This is a genomic window from Mesorhizobium sp. CA14 (genome assembly GCF_020165195.1).
Classification (GTDB): Bacteria; Pseudomonadota; Alphaproteobacteria; order Rhizobiales; family Rhizobiaceae; genus Mesorhizobium.
Window position 1 is genome coordinate 81,799 of the sequence record NZ_JAIUHR010000004.1, and the last position, 22,577, is coordinate 104,375.

Consider the following 22,577-nt stretch of genomic DNA (forward strand, 5'->3'; position numbering starts at 1 on the left):
TCTATATGCGCGCTCATTCCACACACGGACTTTGGTGTCTGCCCGGGAGAAATCCGGCTGAAACCTCCGGTGGCATCAGGACATCCTGTCCGAAATGCCTGTGTCCGTGGAGGCCAACCGGAAAGGAACTAAAGAATGGCTCTGCCAGATTTCAGCATGCGCCAGCTTTTGGAAGCTGGTGTTCACTTCGGCCACCAGACCCACCGCTGGAACCCGAAGATGGCGCCTTACATCTATGGCGCCCGCAACAACATCCACATCATCGACCTGTCGCAAACGGTGCCGCTGCTGCACCAGGCGCTGAAGCAGGTGTCCGACACCGTCGCCAAGGGCGGCCGCGTGCTGTTCGTCGGCACCAAGCGCCAGGCGTCCGACATCGTCGCCGATGCCGCGCAGCGTTCGGCCCAGTACTATGTCAACTCGCGCTGGCTGGGCGGCATGCTCACCAACTGGAAGACGATCTCGAACTCGATCCAGCGCCTGCGCAAGCTCGACGAGACGCTCGCCGGCGAGGCCCAGGGCCTCACCAAGAAGGAGCGCCTGAACCTCGACCGCGAACGCGAGAAGCTCAACAAGGCTCTCGGCGGCATCAAGGACATGGGCTCGACGCCGGACCTGATGTTCGTCATCGACACCAACAAGGAAGCGATCGCCATCCTCGAGGCCAAGCGCCTCGGCATTCCGGTCGTGGCCATCATCGATTCGAACTGCGACCCGGACAAGATCGACTTCCCGATCCCCGGCAATGACGACGCGGCCCGCGCCATCCAGCTCTATTGCGACCTGATCGCCAAGGCCGCCATCGACGGCATCGCCCGCCAGCAGGGCGCGCTCGGCGTCGACGTCGGCGCTTCGGCCGAGGCTCCGGTCGAGCCGGCGCTCGACACTCCGGCTGCCGAAGCTCCGGAAGCTTGATGAGGAAGGCCGGATCGCGGCCTTCATCTTTCCAATAAGCTGGCGCGCTAAAGCGCTTTTGCCGAGCGCATCATCGAATCCCGATGGTGCGTCGGCGTATTTGAAACAAAGAGGCGACAATGACGATTTCGGCTGCACAGGTCAAAGAACTCCGCGACTTGACCGGCGCGGGCATGATGGACTGCAAGGCGGCGTTGAACGAGACCAACGGCGACATGGAAGCGGCCGTCGACTGGCTGCGCAAGAAGGGCATTTCGAAGGCCGACAAGAAGGCTGGCCGCACTGCCGCCGAGGGCCTGATCGGCGTCGACTCCGGCGTGCGTGAAGCCGCCATTGTCGAGGTCAATTCCGAGACTGACTTCGTCGCCCGCAATGAGCAGTTCCAGGAGCTGGTCCGCAATATCGCGAAGGTCGCGCTCGCCTATGGCGCGACCGAGGCGGTTGCCGCCGCCAAGTACCCGGGCTCCGACAAGACGGTCACCGAGACCGTCAAGGACGCGGTCGGCACCATCGGCGAGAACATCAATTTCCGCCGCTCGGCCAAGCTGACCGTGCCGCATGGCGCGGTGGCGACCTATGTCCACAATGCGGTGGCCGATGGGCTGGGCAAGCTCGGCGTGCTGGTGGCAATCGAGACCACCGGCAACGAGCATGCGGCCAACGCCTTTGCCCGCCAGGTCGCGATGCATGTCGCCGCCAGCAACCCGGTCGCACTGACCGCCGAGGAAGTCGACCCGGCGCTTGTCGAGCGCGAGAAGGCTATCTTCTCCGACCAGGCGCGCCAGTCCGGCAAGCCGGACGCCATCATCGAGAAGATGGTCGAGGGCCGCCTGCGCAAGTTCTATGAAGAGGTGGTGCTTTTGAAGCAGGCCTTCGTGCTCAATCCCGACGTCACCGTCGAGAAGGCGCTGAAGGATGCGGAAAAGGAGATCGGCGCTCCGGCGAAGATCACCGCCTATCTGCGTTATGCGCTGGGCGAGGGCATCGAGAAGGAAACGACCGATTTCGCGGCGGAAGTCGCGGCTGCGGTCAAGAAATAGCTCTGATCCAAGGGAAACGCGCAGCGTTTCCCTCAAGGTGAAGAGCTCACGAGCTCAGGCAACTCGGCCGGGTGTCCGCATGGATGCCCGGCCGATTTCTTGTGCGGTATCGATAAAAGCCCTCAGCTTCGGCGCCATCGACGCGCGGCGCGGGAAATAAAGGAAGAGTCCCGGCTCCTCGATCCCCGTCTGCGGCAGGATCTGGACAAGGCGACCGGCGGCAAGGTCGGCGCGCACCAGCGGCTCGAAGACGTAGGCGAGCCCGACGCCGGCCAGCGCCAGATCGATGGCGCCAAGCGAATCCGTGACAATGGCCGTGCCGCGCGTTTCGACGACGACATCCTTGCCGTTGTCGTTCAGGTCCCAACGGTAAAGCGCGCCGGACCGAACCAGCCGGTAGCCGATGCAGTTATGATTGGCGAGATCGGCCACGTCGCGCGGACGGCCGTGCTTTCCGACATAGGCGGGAGAAGCGACGATCACGGCTTTGAACGGCGGCGTCATCCTGACGGTGACCATGTCCTGCGCGATCATTTCACCCAGCCGGATGCCGGCGTCGAAACCTTCGCCCACGATATCGATAAGTCCCTGGTCGGCAACGATTTCGACCGTCACATCGCGATAACGTTCGGCCATCGCCGCGACCACCGGCGTCACCGCCAAGGGGATCGCTATGTTGGAGGCGTTGATCCTGAGCAGGCCGGCCGGCCTTCCTTTCACGCCGCGAATGCGATCCATCCGCTCGGCGATGTCCTGCAGGGCAGGGGCCGCGGTCTCCACCAGCGCTTTGCCGGCTTCCGTCAGCGAGACGCTGCGCGTCGTACGCGCAAAGAGCGGCTGGCCGATGCGCTCTTCCACCAGCCGCACCGCATGGCTGACGGCAGACGGGCTCATGCCGAGCTCAGCCGCGGCAAGCGCAAAGCCGCCGCGCCGCGCCACGGCGACGATGACCGGCAGGTGCGTGAGCAGATCGCGATCCATTCATGAATAATATCGCACAGTCTTTGCGAACAGTGCAATCTTATCGATACTCCTGAGCCGTCTCATATTGGCGTCAACACATCGGCGGCGGGCTGATGGCCAAGGAGAGACGAAATGAACGCGTTGAGACATGTAACTTTTGCGGCAGGCATGGCGCTGGCGCCGGTCGATGCCGGCGGTGCCGAACCGGCCGGCTGGAAGGCGCTTGCCGATGAGCGTGCCGTCATCCGCATCGCCGACGCCATCGACCGCGCGGTGGATGCGCAGGACTGGAAGCTGGCGCGCAGCTATTTCGCCGAGCGTGTCACCGCCGATTTCAGCAGCCTGTCCGGGCAGCCCGCGGCCAATATCGCGTCCGACGACCTGATCGGCGCCTGGGCGGGCAACCTCAAGGGCAGCAAGACCAGCCTGCATCTTCGCACCAACCATCAGGTCGTGCTCGAAGCCGATGCCGCGACTGTCCGCTCCAACGGCTATGCCTGGAACCGGATGGAAGGCAATGGCGATCCGCTCTGGGAAGTCTGGGGCACCTATGAGCACCACCTGACACGCTCGGCTGCCGGCTGGAAGGTCGACGGCTTCACCTTCCGGATAACGCATGAGCGCGGCAATCCCTGGGTCAAGGCGACCCCCGGCCAGTGACCGGCAGCAAATCAGTTCAGAATCGGGAGACCAACCATGACCATGACCTATTACACGCTTGGCAATAGCGGCCTGCGCGTCAGCCGGCTGGCGCTCGGCACCATGACCTTCGGCACCGAATGGGGCTGGGGCGCGGACAGGGACACGGCCCGAGCGATGTTCGACGCCTATGTCGAAGCGGGCGGGAACTTCTTCGATACGGCGGACCTTTATACCGCTGGCACTGCCGAGACCTGGCTCGGTGAGTTCGTGGCCGAGCGCGGCCTGCGGGACAAGGCGGTCATCGCCACCAAATTCACCATGAATTCCGAAGCCGGCAATCCGAATGCCGGGGGCAACGGCCGCAAGAACATCATGCGGGCCGTGGACGCCTCGCTGAAACGGCTCGGCACCGACTATATCGATCTTTACCTTCTGCATGTCTGGGACAGGATCACTCCGGCCGAGGAGGTGCTGCGCACGCTGGACGACCTCGTTCGCGTCGGCAAGGTGCGCCATATCGGCCTCTCCGACGTGCCGGCCTGGTATGCCGGCCGCGCCCAGGCAATCGCCGAATTGCGCGGCTATGAGCCGGTCTCGGCGCTGCAGCTCGAATATTCGCTCGCCGAGCGCGCCATCGAACATGAATATGTGCCTTTCGCCACCCGTCATGGCGCTGGCATCATGGTGTGGAGCCCTTTGGCCAGCGGCCTACTCAGCGGCAAATACAGGCCGACGCAAGCCGGAAACGCCGGCAGGCTCGACGGTTTCCGCAACACCACGCATCCTGGTTTCCAGAAGTTCAGCGACCGCAACTGGGCGATCGTGGCGGAGCTCGAGAAGGTGGCGGGCAAACTCGGCCGCAGCATGGCCCAGGTCGCGCTCAACTGGGTGGCGACGCAGCCAGGCATCGCTTCCGTCATCCTTGGAGCGACGAAGCTCAACCAGCTCGAGGACAATCTTGGCGCGCTCGATTTTTCGATTCCCGCAGAGCTTCGCGCGCGGCTGGAAAAGGTCAGCGCCACGCCTGCGCCGTTCCCGCATTCCTATTTCGGCTCCGAGATCCAGGTCCGGGTGACCGGCGGCGCGGTGACGGGAGACAAGCCGGTAGGTTATTCGCCCGCGGTCATCATCGAAGGCGAGGCGGTCAGCATCTCAAGCAACTGATCAAAAGATGGCAACTGATCAAAGAGGCGGCTACCGACCGAAAAAGCCTGGAATTTTGCACGAGGGCGCGGCGTGACATCGTCGCGCCCTTCGTGTATCGGGTCAACCCGTCATGACAGCATCGCCGGATGAAGCGGGGGCGGTTTGCCTCCAAATTTGCCGCGCCGAGATTTCGAGGAATGAGATGACGGTGAAGCCCCTCTATCGACGTGTCGTGCTGAAAGCTTCCGGCGAAGCGTTGATGGGCGAGCAGCATTTCGGCATCGACGTCTCGGTGGTCGACCGCATCGCTGCAGACATTGCCGAGGCGCGCGCGCTGGGCGTCGAAGTGGGTGTCGTCATCGGCGGGGGCAACATTTTTCGCGGCGTGGCTGTGGCCTCGAAAGGCGGCGACCGTGTCACCGGCGACCACATGGGCATGCTCGCCACCGTCATCAATTCGCTGGCGCTGCGCACCTCGCTCAACAAGATCGGCGTCGACGCCGTCGTGCTTTCGGCGATCGCCATGCCGGAACTTTGCGAGAGCTTTTCGCAGCGCCAGGCGACGGCCTATATGAACCAGGGCAAGGTGGTTATCTTCGCCGGCGGCACCGGCAATCCGTTCTTCACCACCGATTCTGCCGCGGCCCTTCGCGCCGCCGAGATCGGCGCCGATGCGCTGTTCAAGGGCACGCAGGTCGACGGCGTCTATTCGGCCGACCCCAAGAAAGACCCGAACGCTGTCCGCTTCGACCGCATCAGCCACGCCGAAGTCATCAAACGCGGGCTTGCGATCATGGATACGGCCGCGATTGCACTTGCGCGCGAAAACAACATTCCGATAATCGTCTATTCGATCCACGAAAAAGGTGGTTTCGGCGATATTCTGAGGGGCGGCGGCCATTGCACGGTCGTCACGGACAAGTAACAGGCGTCGGGATCCGCTGAGCGACTGCGGAACCGCGAACCGAACGACGATAGAAACAGTGAACCCGGCGAACGGGTCGAGGAGATGATCATGAGTGGCGAGTACGAAGACCTGAAGCGACGCATGGACGGGGCGATCGCCGCCTTCAAACATGACCTGGCTTCGTTGCGCACCGGCCGGGCCTCCAGCAACCTGCTCGACGCCGTCCAGGTGCAGGCCTACGGCACTGCGATGCCGATCAACCAGGTCGCCAATGTCTCGGTGCCGGAGCCGCGCATGATTTCGGTGTCGGTCTGGGACAAGTCGATGGTCAGCGCGGTCGACCGCGCCATCCGCGAAGCCAATCTGGGCTTCAATCCGATCGTCGACGGCACCACGCTGAGGATCCCGCTGCCCGAACTCAACGAGCAGCGTCGTAAGGAACTGGTCAAGATTTCGCATGGTTATGCCGAGAACGCGCGCGTCGCGGTGCGCCATGTCCGCCGCGACGGCATGGATTTCCTCAAGAAGGCTGAGAAGGACGGCACCATCAGCGAAGACGATCAGCGCAAGCGGTCCGACCAGGTCCAGAAGCTGACCGACGAGATGATCAGCACCATCGATCACCTGCTTTCCGATAAGGAAGCTGAAATCATGCAGGTTTAGGGTCGGGATTTTCCGGCTCGAAAGCGAGACTATGGCAACGCCCGCGCATGTCGCGATCATCATGGATGGAAACGGACGCTGGGCCAAGGCGCGCGGCCTGCCGCGCCTTGCCGGGCACCGCGCCGGCGTCGAGGCTCTGCGCAAGACGGTCCGCGCCGCGCCGGAGCTCGGCGTCTCCTATCTGACCGTCTACGCCTTTTCCTCAGAGAACTGGTCGCGACCGAAATCCGAGGTCAGCGACCTCATGGGTCTTTTGAAGCTGTTCATTCGCCGCGATCTCGCCGAACTGCATCAGAACGGGGTGCGGGTGAGGGTGATCGGCGACAAGGAAGGTCTGCAGCCCGACATCAGGGGCCTGTTGCAGGACGCCGAATCGCTGACCGCCGGCAACGAGGCGCTGACGCTGGTGATCGCCTTCAATTATGGCGGCCGCGATGAGATCGTGCGCACCGCTCGCAAGCTGGCGGATGCCGTCGCGCGCGGCGACATGGCGAGCGACGCGATCACGGCCGAAAGCTTCGCGGCATCGCTCGACACGCAGGGCATTCCTGATCCCGAACTGGTGATCCGGACCAGCGGCGAGCTCAGGCTGTCGAACTTCCTTCTCTGGCAGGCCGCCTATAGCGAGCTTGTCTTCCTGCCTTGCTACTGGCCGGACTTCAGCCGCGAGCATCTGGCCGATGCCCTGCGCGACTTTGCTGGCCGTGAACGACGCTTCGGCGGGCTCGCCGCCCGCGATGTCGCGCTTTAGGCGCCGCCAGGAATGAGCAACCTCCAGCAGCGCGTCATCTCGGCAATCGTGATGGCGGCTCTGACGCTTGCGCTCACCTGGCTCGGCGGAGTGCCGTTTCGGCTGTTCTGCGCGGGAATAGCGGCGCTGATCTTCTATGAATGGACGCGCATGGCGCGCCCCGGCAACGGCGCGGCGCTCGGCTTCCTGCCCGAAGCGCTGATTGTGATCTTCATCGGCGCACTGATCACCGGCTTACCGGCCTTGTGGCTGCTCCTCCTTATCGCAATCCTTGTGGCGGTCGCGGCCATTGCCGCCCGGATCAGGGGGGCAGCGCCTTGGGAAGCCTCCGGGGTGGCCTATGCGGCTCTTTCCGGCTTTTCGCTCGCCTATCTCCGTGACGACAATCATTCCGGGCTGATTGCGATTCTCTTCCTGTTCGCCGTCGTCTGGGCGACCGACATAGCGGCCTATTTCGTCGGCCGCGCGGTCGGCGGCCCGAAACTTGCACCATCGATCTCGCCCGGCAAGACGCAAAGCGGCGCGCTGGGCGGCGCGGTCGGCGGCGTTATCGCCGGAGTTTTGCTCGCAATTGCGGCCGGCGCCGGCAATCTCGTCCAGCTTGGTCTCGTCGCGCTGGCGCTCTCGATCGTTTCGCAGATCGGCGACCTGTTCGAATCATGGGTCAAGCGCCGGCACGGCGCCAAGGATTCCAGCAGCCTCATTCCCGGTCATGGCGGCGTCATGGACAGGGTGGACGGGCTTGTCGCGGCCGCGTTCGCGCTGTACGTCATAGGCTGGGTCGCGGCGGGCGCCGAGCATCCGGCATTGGGGCTTTTTCCAAACTGAACGACGTAAGCAGTAAGGCGAAAAATGGCGCGCGCCACCGATTCGCCCGGATTGATGCCACAGTCGCGGTGGAATGTCGCGTGCGGGCGAATTTGAGGGCATGACTTGAACGACATCTTTCACGCGGTCTTCAGCACACAAGGCTTCGTCCTTGGCACGCTCGTGCCGTTTTTGTTCGTGCTGACCGTGGTCGTGTTCGTCCACGAGATGGGCCACTATCTGGTCGGCCGCTGGTGCGGCATCGGCGTGAAGGCTTTCTCCATCGGCTTCGGCCCTGAGCTCTTCGGTTTTTACGACCGTCGCGGCACGCGCTGGAAGCTTTGCGTCATTCCGCTTGGCGGCTACGTCAAATTCGTCGGCGACATGAATGCGACGTCGAGCCAGCCGGGCACGGAAGAGCTCGAATCGCTGACGGAAGCTGAGCGTGAGGTCGCCTTTCATACGCAGCCCATCTGGAAGCGCGCCGCCACCGTCGTCGCGGGGCCGCTGTTCAATTTCCTGCTGACGATTGCCGTGTTTGCGGTGCTGTTTTCCCTCTATGGCCGCCCGGTCCTGGAGCCGACGGTGGCCGAAGTCACGGCCGGCAGCCCGGCGCAAAAAGCCGGAATCCAACCAGGCGACCGATTCGTTAGAGTCGACGGCAGCAAGGTGGAGACTTTCGCCGACGTGCAGCGGCTGGTTTCGGGGAGGGCGGGCGACGCCATCACCTTCACCATGCTGCGCGACGGTAAGGAAATCGACGTTACGGCGACCCCGGAGCCCATGGAGCAGCAGGATGCACTGGGCAACAAGGTCAAGGTCGCGGTGATCGGCGTCGTCAACAATGCCGAGCTCGGCCAGCCGCGCTTGATCTCCTATACGCCAGCCGGCGCCGTCGTGGCGGCGGTCGAAGAAACCGGGCATGTGATCGAGCGCACCGGCCAGTTTCTGCAGCGCTTTGCGCTTGGGCGCGAGGACAAATGCCAGCTGGGTGGCCCGATCAAGATCGCGAAGATGTCGGGTCAGGCAGCCAAGCTCGGCTTCGAGTGGCTGGTGCAGCTTGTTGCATTTCTGTCAGTCGGAATAGGATTTCTCAATCTCCTGCCGATTCCCCCCCTCGACGGCGGCCATCTGTTGTTCTACGGCGTGGAGGCCGTCATTAGGCGGCCCGTGTCGGAGCGAATGATGGAGATGGCCTATCGGACCGGGCTGTTCCTGGTGCTCGGATTCATGGGCTTCGTTTTTTGGAACGATCTGTTTGGGTGCTGAAATCATGAAGAAATTTGGCTTCAGCGCCGGTCATATTGAGATGCCGTTTACCATGCGTGGGGATATGCGTGACGCGAAAGCCACGCGGTACGGTTAAGTAAATACAAATTAACCGGGAGCCTTGCGTGTAGGGAAAATCCGGTTAATACGGTAAGGGAAAATACCGCACGTCCGGTTTTCTCGCCGTGGGGACTACGAGAAAAAGGTACAAAAGCCCGATGAAGGCAGCATCCAAGTTTCTGAGCGCCGCTTCCGCGGCGGCTTTGTCCGCCGCTCTGGTCATGCCAGGCGCGCTCGCAGTGCAGTTGGCCGCCACATCCGTGGCCGAAGCCGCGGTCATTTCGCGGGTAGAGGTCAGCGGCAACCAGCGCGTCGATGCCGAGACGATCCGCAATTACATTGCGATCAAGCCGGGCAAGCCTTTCTCCAGCTCCGATATCGACGACGCCGTCAAGGCGCTGTTCGGCACCGGGCTGTTCTCGGATGTCCGGATCAACCAGGTCGGTTCGAGCCTTGTCGTCAAGGTTTCCGAATACAAGGTCGTCAACCAGGTCCTGTTCCAGGGCAACAAGAAGCTGAAGGACAACGCGCTTCAGGCCGCTATCCAGCTGAAGCCGCGTGCGACCTTCTCGCAGCAGGCGCTGGACGCTGATGTCGAGGCGATCAAGACGGCCTACAAGCGCATCGGCCGCGACGATGCCGCGGTGACCACGCAGGTCATGGATCTTGGCGACAACCGCGTGAACGTGGTCTTCAACATCAACGAAGGTGGCCGCACCCAGATCGCGGCGATCAATTTCGTCGGCAACCACGCTTTTTCCAGTCGCCGCCTGTCGGATGTCATCAACACCAAGCGCTCGTCCTGGCTGTCCTTCGTGCTGCGCGACGACGTCTATGACGAGGACAAGCTGCGCGCCGACCAGGAGCTGCTGCGCCGCTTCTATTACAATCACGGTTATGCCGACTTCCAAGTCGTCTCGGCCGTCGGCGAGCTCGACGACACCACCAACAAATACACGGTCACCATCACCGTGCAGGAGGGCGATCGCTATACGTTCGGCGACGTCAGCGTGGAAAGCACCATTCCTGAAGTCGATTCGAAGTCGCTGGAATCGGTCGTCGAAACGCACAAGGGCGACGTCTACAACGCCAAGGACGTCGAGGATTCGATCGTCGCCTTGACCGAGAAGGTCGCGGGCTCGGGCTATGCCTTCGCCCAGGTGACGCCGCGCGGCGACCGCAATTTCGAGAACCACACCATCTCGGTCGTCTACACCATCGACCAGGGCACCAAGGCCTATATCGAGCGCATCGAAATCCGCGGCAACGACCGCACGCGCGACTATGTCATCCGTCGCGAATTCGATGTCAGCGAAGGCGACGCCTTCAACCAGGTGCTCATCCAGCGCGCGAAGAAGCGGCTGGAAGCCCTTGATTATTTCCAGTCCGTCGACATCTCGACGGTTCCGGGCTCGGCGCCTGACCAGGTCGTGCTGGTGGTCAACGTGGTCGAGAAGTCGACCGGCGAATTCTCGGTCGGCGCCGGCTATTCGACAGGCGGCGACACGCCCGGACCGTCGATCGAAGGCTCGATCACCGAACGCAATTTCCTCGGCCGCGGCCAATACATCAAGCTGTCGGCCGGCGGCGGCAAGCATTCGCGCGACTTCGCCGTTTCCTTCACCGAGCCTTATTTCCTCGGACGGCGCATCGCGGCGGGCTTCGATATCTACAAGTCGACCCGCGAGTATGACCACTACGACACTGACGTCACTGGTGCGACGGTTCGGTTCGGCCTGCCGATCACCGACAGCATTTCGACGCAGCTGGCGTATAACATCTCGCAGGAAAAGTATGATTACCCAGACCATTGCTTGACCAATGGTGCGCTAGATACAACGAAGTGCAATGTTTCTCCGCCAATTCAAGCTGGTATTGCAGAAAGCCCGTGGCTGAAGTCGTCTGTCAGCCTGGGCCTTGTCTACAACACCATCGACGATATGAAGAACCCGCATGAGGGTCTCTACATCACCGGCAGCACTGAGTTTGCCGGCCTCGGCGGCGATGCCAAGTGGGTGAAGTTGACCGGGCGTGCGAGCGTTTACCAGACCCTGTCGGAACAGCTTGACTTGGTTGGTCTCATCTCAGGTGGGGCGGGTTATATCGCGGGCTACGGCAGCAATGATCTGCGCATCTTTGATTATTTCCAAAGCAACGACCGTATGATCCGAGGCTTCGAATATGGCGGCATCGGCCCGGTGGCTTCTGGAACCAGCGGAGACCATCTCGGCGGCTCGACATACTTCAATGCTTCGGCTGAGGCCCAGTTCCCGCTTCCGGTTATTCCGGAGAGCTTCGGGCTGCGCGGCGCGGTATTTGCCGATGCGGCGACGCTTTATGGCAACAAGCTTGTCGGCGTCGATTCAGACTCGGCTGGCATGAAGCTTCGCGCTTCGGTCGGTGTTGGCCTGATGTGGGCTTCGCCGTTCGGTCCGATCCGCATCGACTATGCGATTCCGGTCAAGAAAGAGTCGACCGACAAAACGCAGGAATTCAACTTCGGTATTGCGACCCGCTTCTAATTTCGCGGTCGCGATCGTTCCGGGCCGGTCTGACGGCCCGGAGTGGACTAATCCGACCCAGCTGGATATTGCTTCTGGAATGACCGATCCGGTGTTCTTCGCGCCTTCACGCCGGTATACGGCTGGCGAGGTCGCGAATCTGACCGGCGCCAGCCTGCTCGATTCCGCTCAGGCCGAAATTGCCATCGAGGCGCTGGCTCCCGCCAGTGAAGGCGGCAACGGCGCGCTCGTCTTTGTCGACGGCAAGCGTAATTTCACGCTCATGCCCTCGCTGAGGGCGGCCGCGGTTCTGTGCCCTGCCGATTTCGCCAGCAAGGCACCGTCGGGCATCGCCGTGCTTATGCATCCACGTCCGCAACAAGCTTTCGCGATGGTCGGACGCCTGTTGTTTCCGCAAGCCGCGACACCGGGGCCAATGACCGGAGAAACCGGCATATCGACGCATGCGTTTATCGATCCATCCGCGCATATCGAAGACGGGGCGATCGTGGAGGCCGGCGCCGTGATCGGCCCCGGCGTGTCCATCGGCAGCGGCACGGTCGTTGCGCCCCACGCCGTTGTCGGCCGTTCCTGCCAGATCGGCCGCGACGGCTTCATCGGCCCCGGCGCCAGCATTCAATATGCGCTTATCGGCAATCGCGTCATCATCCATGGCGGCGCCCGGATCGGCCAGGACGGTTTCGGCTTCGTCGGCGGCGCCAAAGGACCGGAACGCGTGCCGCAGATCGGCCGCGTCATCATCCAGGACGATGTCGAGATCGGTTCCAATTCGACCGTCGATCGCGGCGCGATGGCGGACACCATCATCGGCCAAGGCACCAAGATCGACAATCTGGTGCAGATCGCCCACAATGTTCGCATCGGCCGCAATTGCATTATAGCCGGGCTTTCGGGTATTTCCGGTTCCGTCGTCGTCGGCGACAATGTCACGATGGGTGGCGGTGTCGGTCTCGCCGATCATCTGACCATCGGCCCGGGGGCCAAGCTTGCTGCGAGAAGTGGATTCATGAACAACGTGCCGGCAGGCGAGGTCTGGGGAGGTTACCCGGCGCAGCCCATGGCGGAAGCCATGCGCGAGATAGCGATGCTGCGCAAGATGGCCAGGACGCGCAAGCAGGGCGACGGAAATGGCTGACATGGTGGCAACGACACTCGAGGCGGTCGACATCATGGGGCTTATGAAGCTCCTGCCGCACCGTTATCCGTTCCTGCTGATCGACCGTATCGTCGAGATCGACGGCGACGACTCTGCCGTCGGCATCAAGAACGTGACCATCAACGAGCCGCATTTCCAAGGCCACTTTCCCCAGCAGCCGGTCATGCCCGGCGTGCTCATCATCGAGGCCATGGCCCAGACCGCCGGCGCGATATGCATTCGCAGCCTGAACACGGAAAAGCCCTCGCTGGTTTATTTCATGACCATCGACAATGCGAAGTTCCGCAAACCGGTGGTTCCGGGCGATCAGCTCAGGATCCACGTCAAAAAGATCAAGAAACGCGGCAATCTGCTGAAATTCGCCTGCGAGGCGATGGTCGATGGCGCGAAAGTCGCCGAAGCCGAGGTTTCGGCCATGATGGTTACCGGCTGACGATTTGAAATGCCCATGAAAGTCGAGACATCTATTCATCCTTCCTCGGTCGTCGAAGAAGGAGCCCGGCTCGGCAGAGGCGTCCGCGTTGGACCCTTCTGCCATGTCGGGCCCGATGCAATTCTCTCCGACGGCGTCGAACTGGTCAGCCATGTGTCGGTGATGGGCGCCACGACCATCGGGGCAGGGACGAAGGTCTATCCGGTGGCGACGCTCGGCGCGCCGCCGCAGAACACCAAGCACAAGGGCGGGCGCACCACGCTCATTATCGGTGAGAACTGCACCATCCGCGAAGGTGTCACGATGCATGTCGGCACGGATTCCAGCCGTGGCGAGACGAGTGTCGGCGCCAACGGCAATTTCCTCGGCTATGCCCACATCGCCCATGACTGCGTCGTCGGCAAGAACGCCACCTTCGCCAATGGCGCGACGCTCGGCGGCCACTGCGAGATCGGCGACAACGTCTATATCGGCGGACTGACCGCCGTTCACCAGTTCGTGCGCATCGGCGACAACGCCTTCATCGGCGGTTGCTCGGCGGTGGTCGGCGATATCATTCCCTATGCGATCGCCGCCGGCAATCGCGCCAAGCTGCGTGGCCTGAACATCATCGGGCTCAAGCGTTCCGGCTTGCCGCGCTCGGAGATTTATCTGCTGCGCAAGGTTTATCGGTCGATTTTCGACCGTTCCCGCAGCGTCGCCGAGAATATCGAGCTCGCCAGGGCGGAATTCGCCTCCTCGTCTCCTGCCGCCATGAAGATGATCGACTTCATCGCCAGCGGCGGCAAGCGGCACTATGCCATGCCGCCGTTGAGGGGCGGTGACGACAATGATGGCGATGACGAGGGCTGAGCCCGCCCAAGCACGGCTTGCACTCGCGCCCGGCTCCAAGGTCGGCATCATCGCCGGTGGCGGCAGCTTGCCGGTCGAAGTGGCGGAGGGGCTGAAGCGGCAGGGACATTCGCCCTTCATCATCATGGCCGAAGGCGAAGTCGATCGCGAGGCGGATTTCGCAAAGTACGAGCAGGCGACGCTCGCGCTGGAAGATGTCGGCTCCCTGGTTCCGTTGCTGAAGCGCCACAATATCAGCCATCTGGTTATGGCCGGCGAGATCCGGCGCAGGCCTCGGCTGGCCAAGATCCGCCCGACCCTTGGCCTGCTGGCGATAATCCCTTCCGTGGTCATGGCGCTGGCGCGCGGCGATGACGGGCTTTTGAAGGTCATCACGCGCGGATTGGAGAAGCGCGGCATCACGGTCGTCGGCGCGCATGAGGTCGTGCCGGAACTCGCCACCGGCAAGGGTACGCTGACGGTCACGGCGCCAAAGCAATCGGATTGGCGCGATATCGGGGCCGGGCGCGCGGCGGCCAAGGCCATCGGCGCGCTGGACATCGGACAGGCGGCGATCGCGATCGGCGGTCGGGCGATAGCGCTCGAGGGGGTGGAAGGCACCGCCGCGCTGCTCGAGCGGACAAGGGAATTGCGCGGCCACGGCAGGCTCGCCGGCAAGAGGCGCGGCGTCCTTGTCAAATGCGCGAAGCCCGGCCAGGAGTTGCGTGCCGACCTGCCCTCGATCGGTCCGCAGACGGTCGAGGCTGCGCATGCCGCCGGACTGGCCGGCATTGCGCTGGAAGCTGGCCGCTCGCTTATTCTCGAAGGCCCGGAAACGCTCGCGCGCGCCAATGCGCTTGGCCTGTTCATCGTCGGCCTGCCTGCGACGGAGTTGGCCAATGGGGAGCCGGCTAATGGTCGCTGACAAGCCGCTCAAGCTCGCGATAGTCGCTGGGGAGGAATCCGGCGATCTGCTCGGCGCCGACATCGTGCGGGCGCTCGAGCGCACGACCGGCCGCAAAGTGCAACTTGTGGGCATTGGCGGCCGGCATCTGCAGCAACTGGGGCTGACGCCGCTTTTCGACGGCAGCGAGATCGCGCTGATGGGCTTCAGCGCGGTGCTGCGCGACCTGCCACGGCTGATGCGCCGGATCAGCCAGACGGCGGCGATGATTGCGGCCGAGCGGCCCGATTGCCTCGTCACCATCGACAGTCCGGACTTTTCGCTGCGCGTCGCGAGGAAGGTCCGCGCGGCAGCACCGGCCATCCCGATCGTCCATTATGTCTGCCCAAGCGTATGGGCCTGGCGGCCGGGCAGGGCAGTGGCCATGAAGCCATATGTCGACCATATCCTCTGCATCCTGCCATTCGAGGTGAAGGCGCTTGCCCGTCTTGGCGGCCCCCCCGGCACCTATGTCGGTCACCGGCTGACGCAGGATCCGGGCGTGCTCGGCGCCGCCAGGGCGCAGGGCCAGCCGCGCGATCTCTCCGAGGACCGCGTCAAGACGCTGCTGGTGCTGCCCGGCTCGCGCCCCGGCGAGGTCCGCCGGCTGATGGAACCGTTCGGCAAAGCGATGTCGGCGCTGCGCCAGCGCGGCCATCGCCTGCGCCTCATCCTGCCGACAGTGCCGCATGTCGCCGAGCTGGTGAAGGCGTCGGTCCAGAGCTGGGACGACGAGCCGGAAATCATCACCGAGCCGGAGCGCAAATGGCAGGCCTTCGGCAAGGCCGATGCGGCGTTGATCGCGTCTGGAACGGTTTCGCTCGAGCTGGCGCTTGCCGGCGTTCCGATGGTGTCCTGCTACAAGCTCGACCCGATCGCGCGTCAGCTTCTGCAGCATATGGTGACGACATGGTCGGCGCTGCTGCCCAACCTCATTTCCGACCTCGCGCTGGTTCCGGAATTTTATGACCAGTATGTCCGCCCGGAAAATCTCGCCAGGCAGCTGGAGGCCCTGTTTGCCGACACCGGCATGCGCGCCTGGCAAAAGGCGGGCTTCGCCGAGATTGCCCGGCGCATGGCGACCGAGCGTCCCTCGGGCGAGATCGCCGCCGAAGTGGTGATGGGGTGTATCAGGAAGGCAGTAGGCAGTAGGCAGTAGGCAGTAGGGGCTCTCTTTCTACTTCCTATTGCCTACTCACTATTCCCTATCTCTTAGCAATCGGCACGTAATCGCGTTCCGTCGCGCCGGTGTAGAGCTGGCGCGGGCGACCGATCTTCTGGTGCGGGTCCTCGATCATTTCCTTCCACTGGGCAATCCAGCCGACGGTGCGCGCGACCGCGAACAGCACGGTGAACATGGTGGTGGGGAAGCCGAGCGCCTTCAGCGTTATGCCGGAATAGAAGTCGACATTCGGATAGAGCTTCTTTTCGATGAAGTACTCGTCGGTCAGCGCGATCTTCTCCAGCTCCATCGCGATGTCGAGCAGCGGATCGTCCTTGATGCCGAGCTCGCCCAATACCTCATGCGCGGTCTTCTGCATGATCTTGGCGCGCGGATCGTAGTTCTTGTAGACGCGGTGGCCGAAGCCCATCAGCCGGAACGGGTCGTTCTTGTCCTTGGCGCGGGCAATGAACTCCGGAATGTGATCGACATGGCCGATCTCGCCCAGCATGTTCAGCGCCGCTTCGTTGGCGCCGCCATGCGCCGGACCCCACAGGCAAGCGATGCCGGCCGCAATGCAGGCGAAGGGGTTCGCGCCGGAAGAGCCGGCGAGGCGAACCGTCGAGGTCGAGGCGTTCTGCTCGTGGTCGGCGTGGAGGATGAAGATGCGCTCCATCGCGCGCGCCAGCACCGGATTGATCTTGTACTCCTCGCACGGCACGGCAAAGCACATGTGCAGGAAATTGGCCGCGAAGCCGAGATCGTTCTTCGGATAAATGAAGGGCTGGCCGATATGGTATTTGTAGGCCATCGCCGCGATGGTCGGCATCTTGGCGATCAGGCGCATCGAGGCGACCATGCGCTGATACGGGTCCGAGATGTCGGTCGAGTCGTGATAGAAAGCCGACAGCGCGCCAACCACGCCGCACATCACGGCCATCGGATGCGCGTCGCGGCGGAAGCCGGTGAAGAAGCGCGACATCTGCTCGTGCACCATGGTGTGGCGCGTCACGCGGTAGTCGAAATCCTCCTTCTGCGCCTTGGTCGGCAATTCACCGTAGAGCAGCAAGTAGCAGACCTCGAGGAAGTCGCCATGTTCGGCAAGCTGGTCGATCGGATAGCCGCGATGCAGCAGGATGCCGGCATCGCCGTCGATGAAGGTGATTGCCGACTCGCAGCTTGCCGTTGACGTGAAGCCCGGATCGTAGGTGAAGGCGCCGGTGGTGCTGTAGAGCGCGCCAATGTCGATGACGTCAGGCCCGGTCGACCCGCTTCGCACCTTGAATTCATGCGTCTTGCCGGCGAGCTCGAGCCTGGCGGTCGACTCGTGCGCTTTGCCGCCAGATTCCAGTTTTGTCGCAGCTTCGCTCATTCCCAAACTCCTTTATGTTTCCTCATGCCGGCAAGGCAATTCCTGCAAACGACACGTCGAAATCACCGGAATGCGCGAACTCGCCACCGCATTTTAGGAGGTGCGTGCCAGATTGGGCCAAGGCCTAATGTTGCACTGCGAAACACACCTTTCAATGCCAATCTTCTTGGGCCAGTTCGCTCCTAATCGATTTGATCTGCAATCCTCGCCAGGCTTTCCTGGCGGCCCAGCACGGCCAGCACGTCGAACACGCCGGGCGAGGTGCTGCGGCCGGTCAGCGCGGCTCTGAGCGGCTGCGCCACCGCGCCGAGCTTGTGTCCGCCGGCCTGCGCAAACTCGCGGATTGAAGTCTCCGCCGAAGCGGCACTCCAGTCGCCCTGGATGGAAGACAACGCGCCATGGGCGCCGCGCAGAATCGCGCGCGCATCCGCGCTGAGCAAGCCCGCCGCCTTCTCGTCGAGCGGCAAGGGCCGCTCGGCGAACAGGTAACCCGCGCCGTCGACCAGCTCGACCAGGGTCTTGGCCCGCTCCTTGAGGCCGGGCATGGCGGCAAGCAGCTGTGCCTTGCGCTTCTCATCGAGCTTTGCTGCGAGCGCCGGGCCGCCTTCGAGATAGGGCAGAGTGGCGAGGAAGATATCGAACAGCGTGCGATCGTCCATCTTGCGCATATGCACGCCATTCAGCGCCTCGAGCTTGGCGAAGTCGAAGCGGGCAGCGCCCTTGTTGACGTCGCCGATGTCGAACCAGGCGATCATGTCCTTGATCGACATCACCTCGTCGTCGCCATGGCTCCAGCCGAGCCGCGCCAGATAGTTGAGCAGGGCCTCCGGCAGATAGCCCATGGCGCGATAGGCCTCGACGCCGAGCGCGCCATGCCGCTTCGACAGCTTGGCGCCGTCCGCGCCATGGATCAGCGGGATGTGCGACATCGACGGCACTGTCCAACCCATGGCGTTGTAGATCACTGTCTGGCGCGCGGCGTTGGTCAGGTGATCGTCGCCGCGGATAATATGCGTGACGCCCATGTCGTGGTCGTCGACGACGACGGCATGCATGTAGGTCGGGTTGCCGTCCGAGCGCAGGATGATGAAATCGTCGAGGTCCTTGTTGGGAAATCGCACCTCGCCCTGCACGCGGTCCTGCACGACCGTCTCGCCCTCGGTTGGCGCCTTGATGCGGATTGCGCCCTTGACGCCCGCCGGCGCCTGGGACGGATCGCGGTCGCGCCACTGGCCGTTGTAACGCGGCGGCAGGCCCTTGGCTCTAGCTGCCTCGCGCATCGCCTCCAGCTCCGCCGGCGTCTCATAGCTGTAATAGGCCTTGCCCATGCGCACGAGCTCCTCGGCCACTTCGCGATGGCGCGGCGCGCGCTCGAACTGCGAGACGGCGTCGCCATCCCAGGAAAGCCCAAGCCAGGTCAGACCGTCGAGAATGGCCGCCGTGGCGGCCTCTGTGGAACGCTCGCGATCGGTGTCCTCGATACGCAAAAGCATCGTGCCGCCGGTGTGCTTGGCGTAGAGCCAGTTGAACAGCGCCGTGCGCGCCCCGCCAATATGCAGGTAGCCTGTGGGCGAGGGGGCAAAACGTGTGACGACCTTGTTGGACATTGAACTCTCGAAGAAGCACTGAAACGGCATATTTCGCGCGGGCTTTCGCGCGGTCGGCGTTCATGTAGCATAGGCGGTCTGGGGCGCAAGGGGCAGACCCGATGGCTGGACGTGGCCGGGGTGCGGAGGAGGGCGGGGAAACGACAGCTGGCGTCAGCGAGCGCCTGATGTTTGCCCGTGCCGCGCCGGCCGAAGAAGCGCCGCTTTCGCTTCCGGAACTCCATCCACCCGCCGAGCTACCGCCGCCCGGCGGTGGTGCGCTGCAGCCAGCCTCGCCAAGAGCTATCGCCGACAGGATCCGCAAACAGCTTGGCCGCGTTTCGCTTCCTGCGCTGCGCCGAAGCGTTGCGGTCGCTGCCGCCACTGAGCTCGACCGTGGCATCGGCTTTCTGCTGGTGCCGGTGTTCCTTGCAGCCGGCGTGATCTACTATTTTTCGCTGAGCACCGAGCCGGACCTCTACAGGCCGCTTGCAGCGGTGGCTCTGATGGCTGTCTGCGCGGCGGTGTCGCGCTCCTGGCAGAGAACGCATCTTCTCTTCATGGCGGCGCTTTTCTGCGCCCTGGGCTTTCTCGCGGCCAAAGTAGAGACCTGGCGGATGGCGACCCCGATGCTGGGGTCCGAAATCCAGACACGGCTGACGGGCCGCCTCGTCATCGCCGAAGCGATGGCCAACGGCCGCGTCCGGCTGACCATCGATCTGATTTCAACGGAGCGTCCGAAGCTGCGCTACGCGCCGGACCGCGTCAGGCTGTCGGCACGCAGGATCCCGCCCGGCATGACGGCCGGATCGATGCTGACCGGCTATGCCAAGCTGCTGCCGCCGACAGGCCCGGTTCGGCCGGACAGCTACGACTTTTCCTTCGACAGCTACTTTGCCGGCATCGGCGGCAGCGGCTTTTTCCTGGGTGACCCGAAGCTGATTGCGCCAATGGAGGCACCCTTTGGCGCGCGCGTCGCGTCGGCAGTCGAAAACGCGCGCGAAGGCATCGCCGATCACATCAGGAGCAGCATCGGCGGGTCCGAAGGCGAAATCGCGGCGGCGCTGATCGTCGGCGTGCGCGCCGGCATTCCGGAAGCGATCAACGAGTCGATGCGGCGCACCGGCATCTATCACATCATCTCGATCTCCGGCCTGCACATGGCGCTGGTCGCCGGCACGATCATGATGCTTCTACGCGGCGCCTTCGCGCTGTTTCCGGATTTCTCGTCCCGGCGGCCGGTGAAGAAATATGCTGCTGGAATCGCGCTAGTCTCGATCGCCGCTTACCTCGTCATCTCCGGCATCGTGGTGGCGGCCGAGCGAAGCTTCATCATGCTCGCCGTAATGCTCGCCGCCGTGCTCTTCGACCGCGCGGCGCTCACCATGCGCAACCTGGCGATCTCGGCCATCGCTGTCATCCTTGTCTCGCCGCATGAGGTGGTTGGCCCGAGCTTCCAGATGTCCTTTGCCGCCACCGCCGCCCTGGTCGGCGCCTATGCGGGCTTTGCGGACTACCGCGCCGGCAAAACGACCGCGCCGCCGGCAAAGCGTTCGTTCCTTGGGTTCCTGTCGCGAAAACTGGCGGTTGGCGTGGGCGGCGCCGCCGTGACGTCGCTCATCGCGGGGAGCGCGACATTGCTGTTTGCGATCTGGCATTTCCAGCGCGTCTCGCCGCTCAGCCTGCTCGCCAATCTGGCGGTCATGCCGATCGTCTCGCTGATCGTCATGCCGTTCGCGGTGTTGAGCGCGCTGGCCATGCCCTTCGGCTTCGACGGGCCGTTCCTCTATGTGATGGGCAAGGGGCTGACGGCAATGATCGCCATCTCGGCATGGATCTCCGAGCGCTCACCTGTCGACGCCGTCGGGCTGATCTCGATCCAGTCGGTGCTGCTGGCGACGATCGCGCTGGTCATCGCGACGATGGCCACCACCTGGCTAAGGCTAGCCGCTGTTCCCTTCGCGCTTGCCGCACTGCTGGCCATTCCGCATGTCCGCACGCCGGATGTGCTCATCTCGGAGGACGCGCATCTGGTGGCGATGCCGATCGGCGGCGGCGAGCTTGCCGTCAATCGCGCACGCCCCAACGAGTTCACCACCGACAACTGGAAACGGGCGCTGAAAGCGGAGGACATCGTGCCACCGGAGACATTCGCCAAAGATGCGGTGGACATAGCCGACCCCGTCGACCTGCCGTCCGGCTCGCCCTTCTACTGCACAGGTGATCTCTGCATCGGCCGGCATCCATCCGGTGCCATCGTCGCGCTCGCCGAAAACCGCGACAGCGCCCGGCCGGCCTGCGGCTTCGCCGACCTCATCGTCATCAATGACGCCACCGCCTACAACCCCTGCCGCGATCCACGCGTGCTTGTCGTCACCAAGCGACAGCTGGCGCGCGACGGCAGCGCCGCTGTTTTCTTCGATCCGCAATCGGCAACCGCGCGGCCAACTATTCGCTACGCGGTCGAAGAACCATATCGACCCTGGCACGAGCAACGGAAATACGCCCGCGAGGCGAGGGGGCTGCCGCCTTATGAAAAACCTGAGAGGACGGGTGCAAAGTCCCCGGAACCAGATCAATAGATCGCTGCAATTCCACAAAAAGTACGCAGCAGCTTGTTTCCCGGAGTTGCTCAGTAGCGACGGATCAGCCCGACAAGCTTGCCCTGCACCTTCACCCTATCCGGCCCGAAGATGCGGGTTTCGTAGGCAGGGTTGGCCGCCTCGAGCGCGATCGAGGCACCCTTGCGGCGGAAGCGCTTGAGCGTCGCTTCCTGGTCGTCGACCAGCGCCACCACGATCTCGCCCGGGCTTGCCGTGTTGGCATTGCGGATGATGACGGTATCGCCGTCGAAGATGCCGGCCTCGATCATCGAATCACCCTTGACCTCCAGCGCATAATGCTCGCCGCCGGCGATCATGTCCGGCGGCACTGTGATCGAATGCGTCTGGTGCTGGATGGCGTCGATCGGCACGCCGGCGGCGATGCGGCCCATCACCGGAATGGACACGGCAGAGCCGGCATCGTCGTCATTGCTCGGCGCCGGGGTGCGCGACGGCACCGCCGGTTTCACCTGACGGCTGAGATTGTTCTGACCCAGGCTGCCCTGGATGACGCTTGGCGAAAACTTCTTCGCCGCATTGAGGCCGGGGGCGATCGAGTCTGGCAGGCGCAGCACTTCCAGCGCGCGCGCCCGGTTCGGCAGCCGGCGAATGAAGCCGCGTTCCTCCAGCGCCGTGATCAGCCGATGGATGCCAGACTTGGAGGCGAGGTCGAGCGCTTCCTTCATCTCGTCGAAAGACGGCGGAATCCCGCTTTCCTTCAGCCTTTCGTGGATGAACATCAGAAGTTCATGTTGTTTGCGCGTCAGCATGGCGGCCCCCACGGGTTCTGAAACCAGAATCAGAAA

The 22,577-nt window shown here is 63.4% G+C and carries 20 protein-coding genes; 16 read left to right on the forward strand and 4 right to left on the reverse strand.

The annotated features are described in order from the left end of the window. Positions 1 to 135: 135 nt before the first annotated feature. Both rpsB and tsf read left to right on the forward strand, forming a co-directional pair. The gene (rpsB, locus tag LB565_RS06725) at positions 136 to 915 is read left to right on the forward strand and encodes a 30S ribosomal protein S2 (RefSeq protein WP_224582355.1); all 780 of its coding nucleotides are present in this window, start codon (positions 136 to 138) and stop codon (positions 913 to 915) included. Between the two features lie 119 nt (positions 916 to 1,034). Beyond that, on the forward strand, positions 1,035 to 1,955 hold the full coding sequence (gene tsf, locus LB565_RS06730; RefSeq protein ID WP_224582356.1) for a translation elongation factor Ts: 921 nt from the start codon (positions 1,035 to 1,037) through the stop codon (positions 1,953 to 1,955). 54 nt (positions 1,956 to 2,009) lie between these two features. On the opposite strand, the gene LB565_RS06735 is transcribed toward tsf, so the two are convergent. Beyond that, positions 2,010 to 2,936 (reverse strand): LysR family transcriptional regulator, encoded by a 927-nt coding sequence (locus LB565_RS06735; protein WP_224582357.1) that lies wholly within the window; start codon positions 2,934 to 2,936, stop codon positions 2,010 to 2,012. Positions 2,937 to 3,050: 114 nt separating this feature from the next. On the opposite strand from LB565_RS06735, the gene LB565_RS06740 reads away from it, so the two are divergent. The 13 genes from LB565_RS06740 (at position 3,051) to lpxB (ending at position 16,207) form a co-directional block, all read left to right on the forward strand. After that, positions 3,051 to 3,578, forward strand: a complete 528-nt coding sequence (locus LB565_RS06740; RefSeq protein ID WP_224582358.1) for a nuclear transport factor 2 family protein — start codon at positions 3,051 to 3,053, stop codon at positions 3,576 to 3,578. A gap of 36 nt (positions 3,579 to 3,614) precedes the next feature. Further along, positions 3,615 to 4,724, forward strand: a complete 1,110-nt coding sequence (locus LB565_RS06745; protein ID WP_224582359.1) for an aldo/keto reductase — start codon at positions 3,615 to 3,617, stop codon at positions 4,722 to 4,724. Between the two features lie 184 nt (positions 4,725 to 4,908). Continuing rightward, positions 4,909 to 5,631 (forward strand): UMP kinase, encoded by a 723-nt coding sequence (pyrH, locus tag LB565_RS06750; protein ID WP_040987265.1) that lies wholly within the window; start codon positions 4,909 to 4,911, stop codon positions 5,629 to 5,631. A 90-nt stretch (positions 5,632 to 5,721) separates the two neighbouring features. Beyond that, positions 5,722 to 6,276: a ribosome recycling factor gene (gene frr / locus LB565_RS06755; protein ID WP_082037291.1), complete on the forward strand. Its 555-nt coding sequence runs from the start codon at positions 5,722 to 5,724 to the stop codon at positions 6,274 to 6,276. Between the two features lie 31 nt (positions 6,277 to 6,307). Further along, positions 6,308 to 7,027: an isoprenyl transferase gene (locus LB565_RS06760; protein ID WP_224582360.1), complete on the forward strand. Its 720-nt coding sequence runs from the start codon at positions 6,308 to 6,310 to the stop codon at positions 7,025 to 7,027. A gap of 12 nt (positions 7,028 to 7,039) precedes the next feature. Then, positions 7,040 to 7,855 carry a phosphatidate cytidylyltransferase gene (locus LB565_RS06765; RefSeq protein ID WP_224582361.1) on the forward strand — a complete coding sequence of 272 codons (816 nt, stop codon included), beginning with the start codon at positions 7,040 to 7,042 and terminating at the stop codon, positions 7,853 to 7,855. A 105-nt stretch (positions 7,856 to 7,960) separates the two neighbouring features. Further along, positions 7,961 to 9,103 carry an RIP metalloprotease RseP gene (rseP, locus tag LB565_RS06770; protein ID WP_224582362.1) on the forward strand — a complete coding sequence of 381 codons (1,143 nt, stop codon included), beginning with the start codon at positions 7,961 to 7,963 and terminating at the stop codon, positions 9,101 to 9,103. Between the two features lie 218 nt (positions 9,104 to 9,321). After that, positions 9,322 to 11,685 carry an outer membrane protein assembly factor BamA gene (gene bamA, locus LB565_RS06775; protein WP_224582363.1) on the forward strand — a complete coding sequence of 788 codons (2,364 nt, stop codon included), beginning with the start codon at positions 9,322 to 9,324 and terminating at the stop codon, positions 11,683 to 11,685. A 79-nt stretch (positions 11,686 to 11,764) separates the two neighbouring features. Next, complete coding sequence (gene lpxD, locus LB565_RS06780; protein WP_224582364.1) at positions 11,765 to 12,820, forward strand: UDP-3-O-(3-hydroxymyristoyl)glucosamine N-acyltransferase; 1,056 nt, start codon at positions 11,765 to 11,767, stop codon at positions 12,818 to 12,820. Beyond that, positions 12,813 to 13,274, forward strand: coding sequence for a 3-hydroxyacyl-ACP dehydratase FabZ (gene fabZ, locus LB565_RS06785; protein ID WP_224582365.1), 462 nt, complete (start codon positions 12,813 to 12,815; stop codon positions 13,272 to 13,274). Before lpxD ends, fabZ begins: the two co-directional genes overlap by 8 nt. A gap of 15 nt (positions 13,275 to 13,289) precedes the next feature. Next, entirely contained in the window at positions 13,290 to 14,126 is an 837-nt protein-coding gene (gene lpxA, locus LB565_RS06790; protein ID WP_224582366.1) for an acyl-ACP--UDP-N-acetylglucosamine O-acyltransferase, read from the forward strand. Beyond that, the gene (locus tag LB565_RS06795; protein WP_224582550.1) at positions 14,113 to 15,030 is read left to right on the forward strand and encodes an LpxI family protein; all 918 of its coding nucleotides are present in this window, start codon (positions 14,113 to 14,115) and stop codon (positions 15,028 to 15,030) included. Before lpxA ends, LB565_RS06795 begins: the two co-directional genes overlap by 14 nt. Then, the gene (gene lpxB / locus LB565_RS06800) at positions 15,020 to 16,207 is read left to right on the forward strand and encodes a lipid-A-disaccharide synthase (protein WP_224582367.1); all 1,188 of its coding nucleotides are present in this window, start codon (positions 15,020 to 15,022) and stop codon (positions 16,205 to 16,207) included. Before LB565_RS06795 ends, lpxB begins: the two co-directional genes overlap by 11 nt. 46 nt (positions 16,208 to 16,253) lie before the next feature. Here the strand turns inward: lpxB and gltA are convergent, their stop codons facing one another. Next, positions 16,254 to 17,582, reverse strand: coding sequence for a citrate synthase (gene gltA / locus LB565_RS06805; protein WP_224582368.1), 1,329 nt, complete (start codon positions 17,580 to 17,582; stop codon positions 16,254 to 16,256). 182 nt (positions 17,583 to 17,764) lie between these two features. Beyond that, on the reverse strand, positions 17,765 to 19,189 hold the full coding sequence (gene gltX / locus LB565_RS06810; RefSeq protein WP_224582369.1) for a glutamate--tRNA ligase: 1,425 nt from the start codon (positions 19,187 to 19,189) through the stop codon (positions 17,765 to 17,767). Between the two features lie 101 nt (positions 19,190 to 19,290). On the opposite strand from gltX, the gene LB565_RS06815 reads away from it, so the two are divergent. Next, positions 19,291 to 21,750: a ComEC/Rec2 family competence protein gene (locus LB565_RS06815; protein WP_224582370.1), complete on the forward strand. Its 2,460-nt coding sequence runs from the start codon at positions 19,291 to 19,293 to the stop codon at positions 21,748 to 21,750. A 50-nt stretch (positions 21,751 to 21,800) separates the two neighbouring features. Here LB565_RS06815 and lexA read toward each other — a convergent pair whose 3' ends face one another. Then, positions 21,801 to 22,541, reverse strand: a complete 741-nt coding sequence (gene lexA / locus LB565_RS06820) for a transcriptional repressor LexA (protein WP_224582371.1) — start codon at positions 22,539 to 22,541, stop codon at positions 21,801 to 21,803. Positions 22,542 to 22,577: the final 36 nt, after the last annotated feature.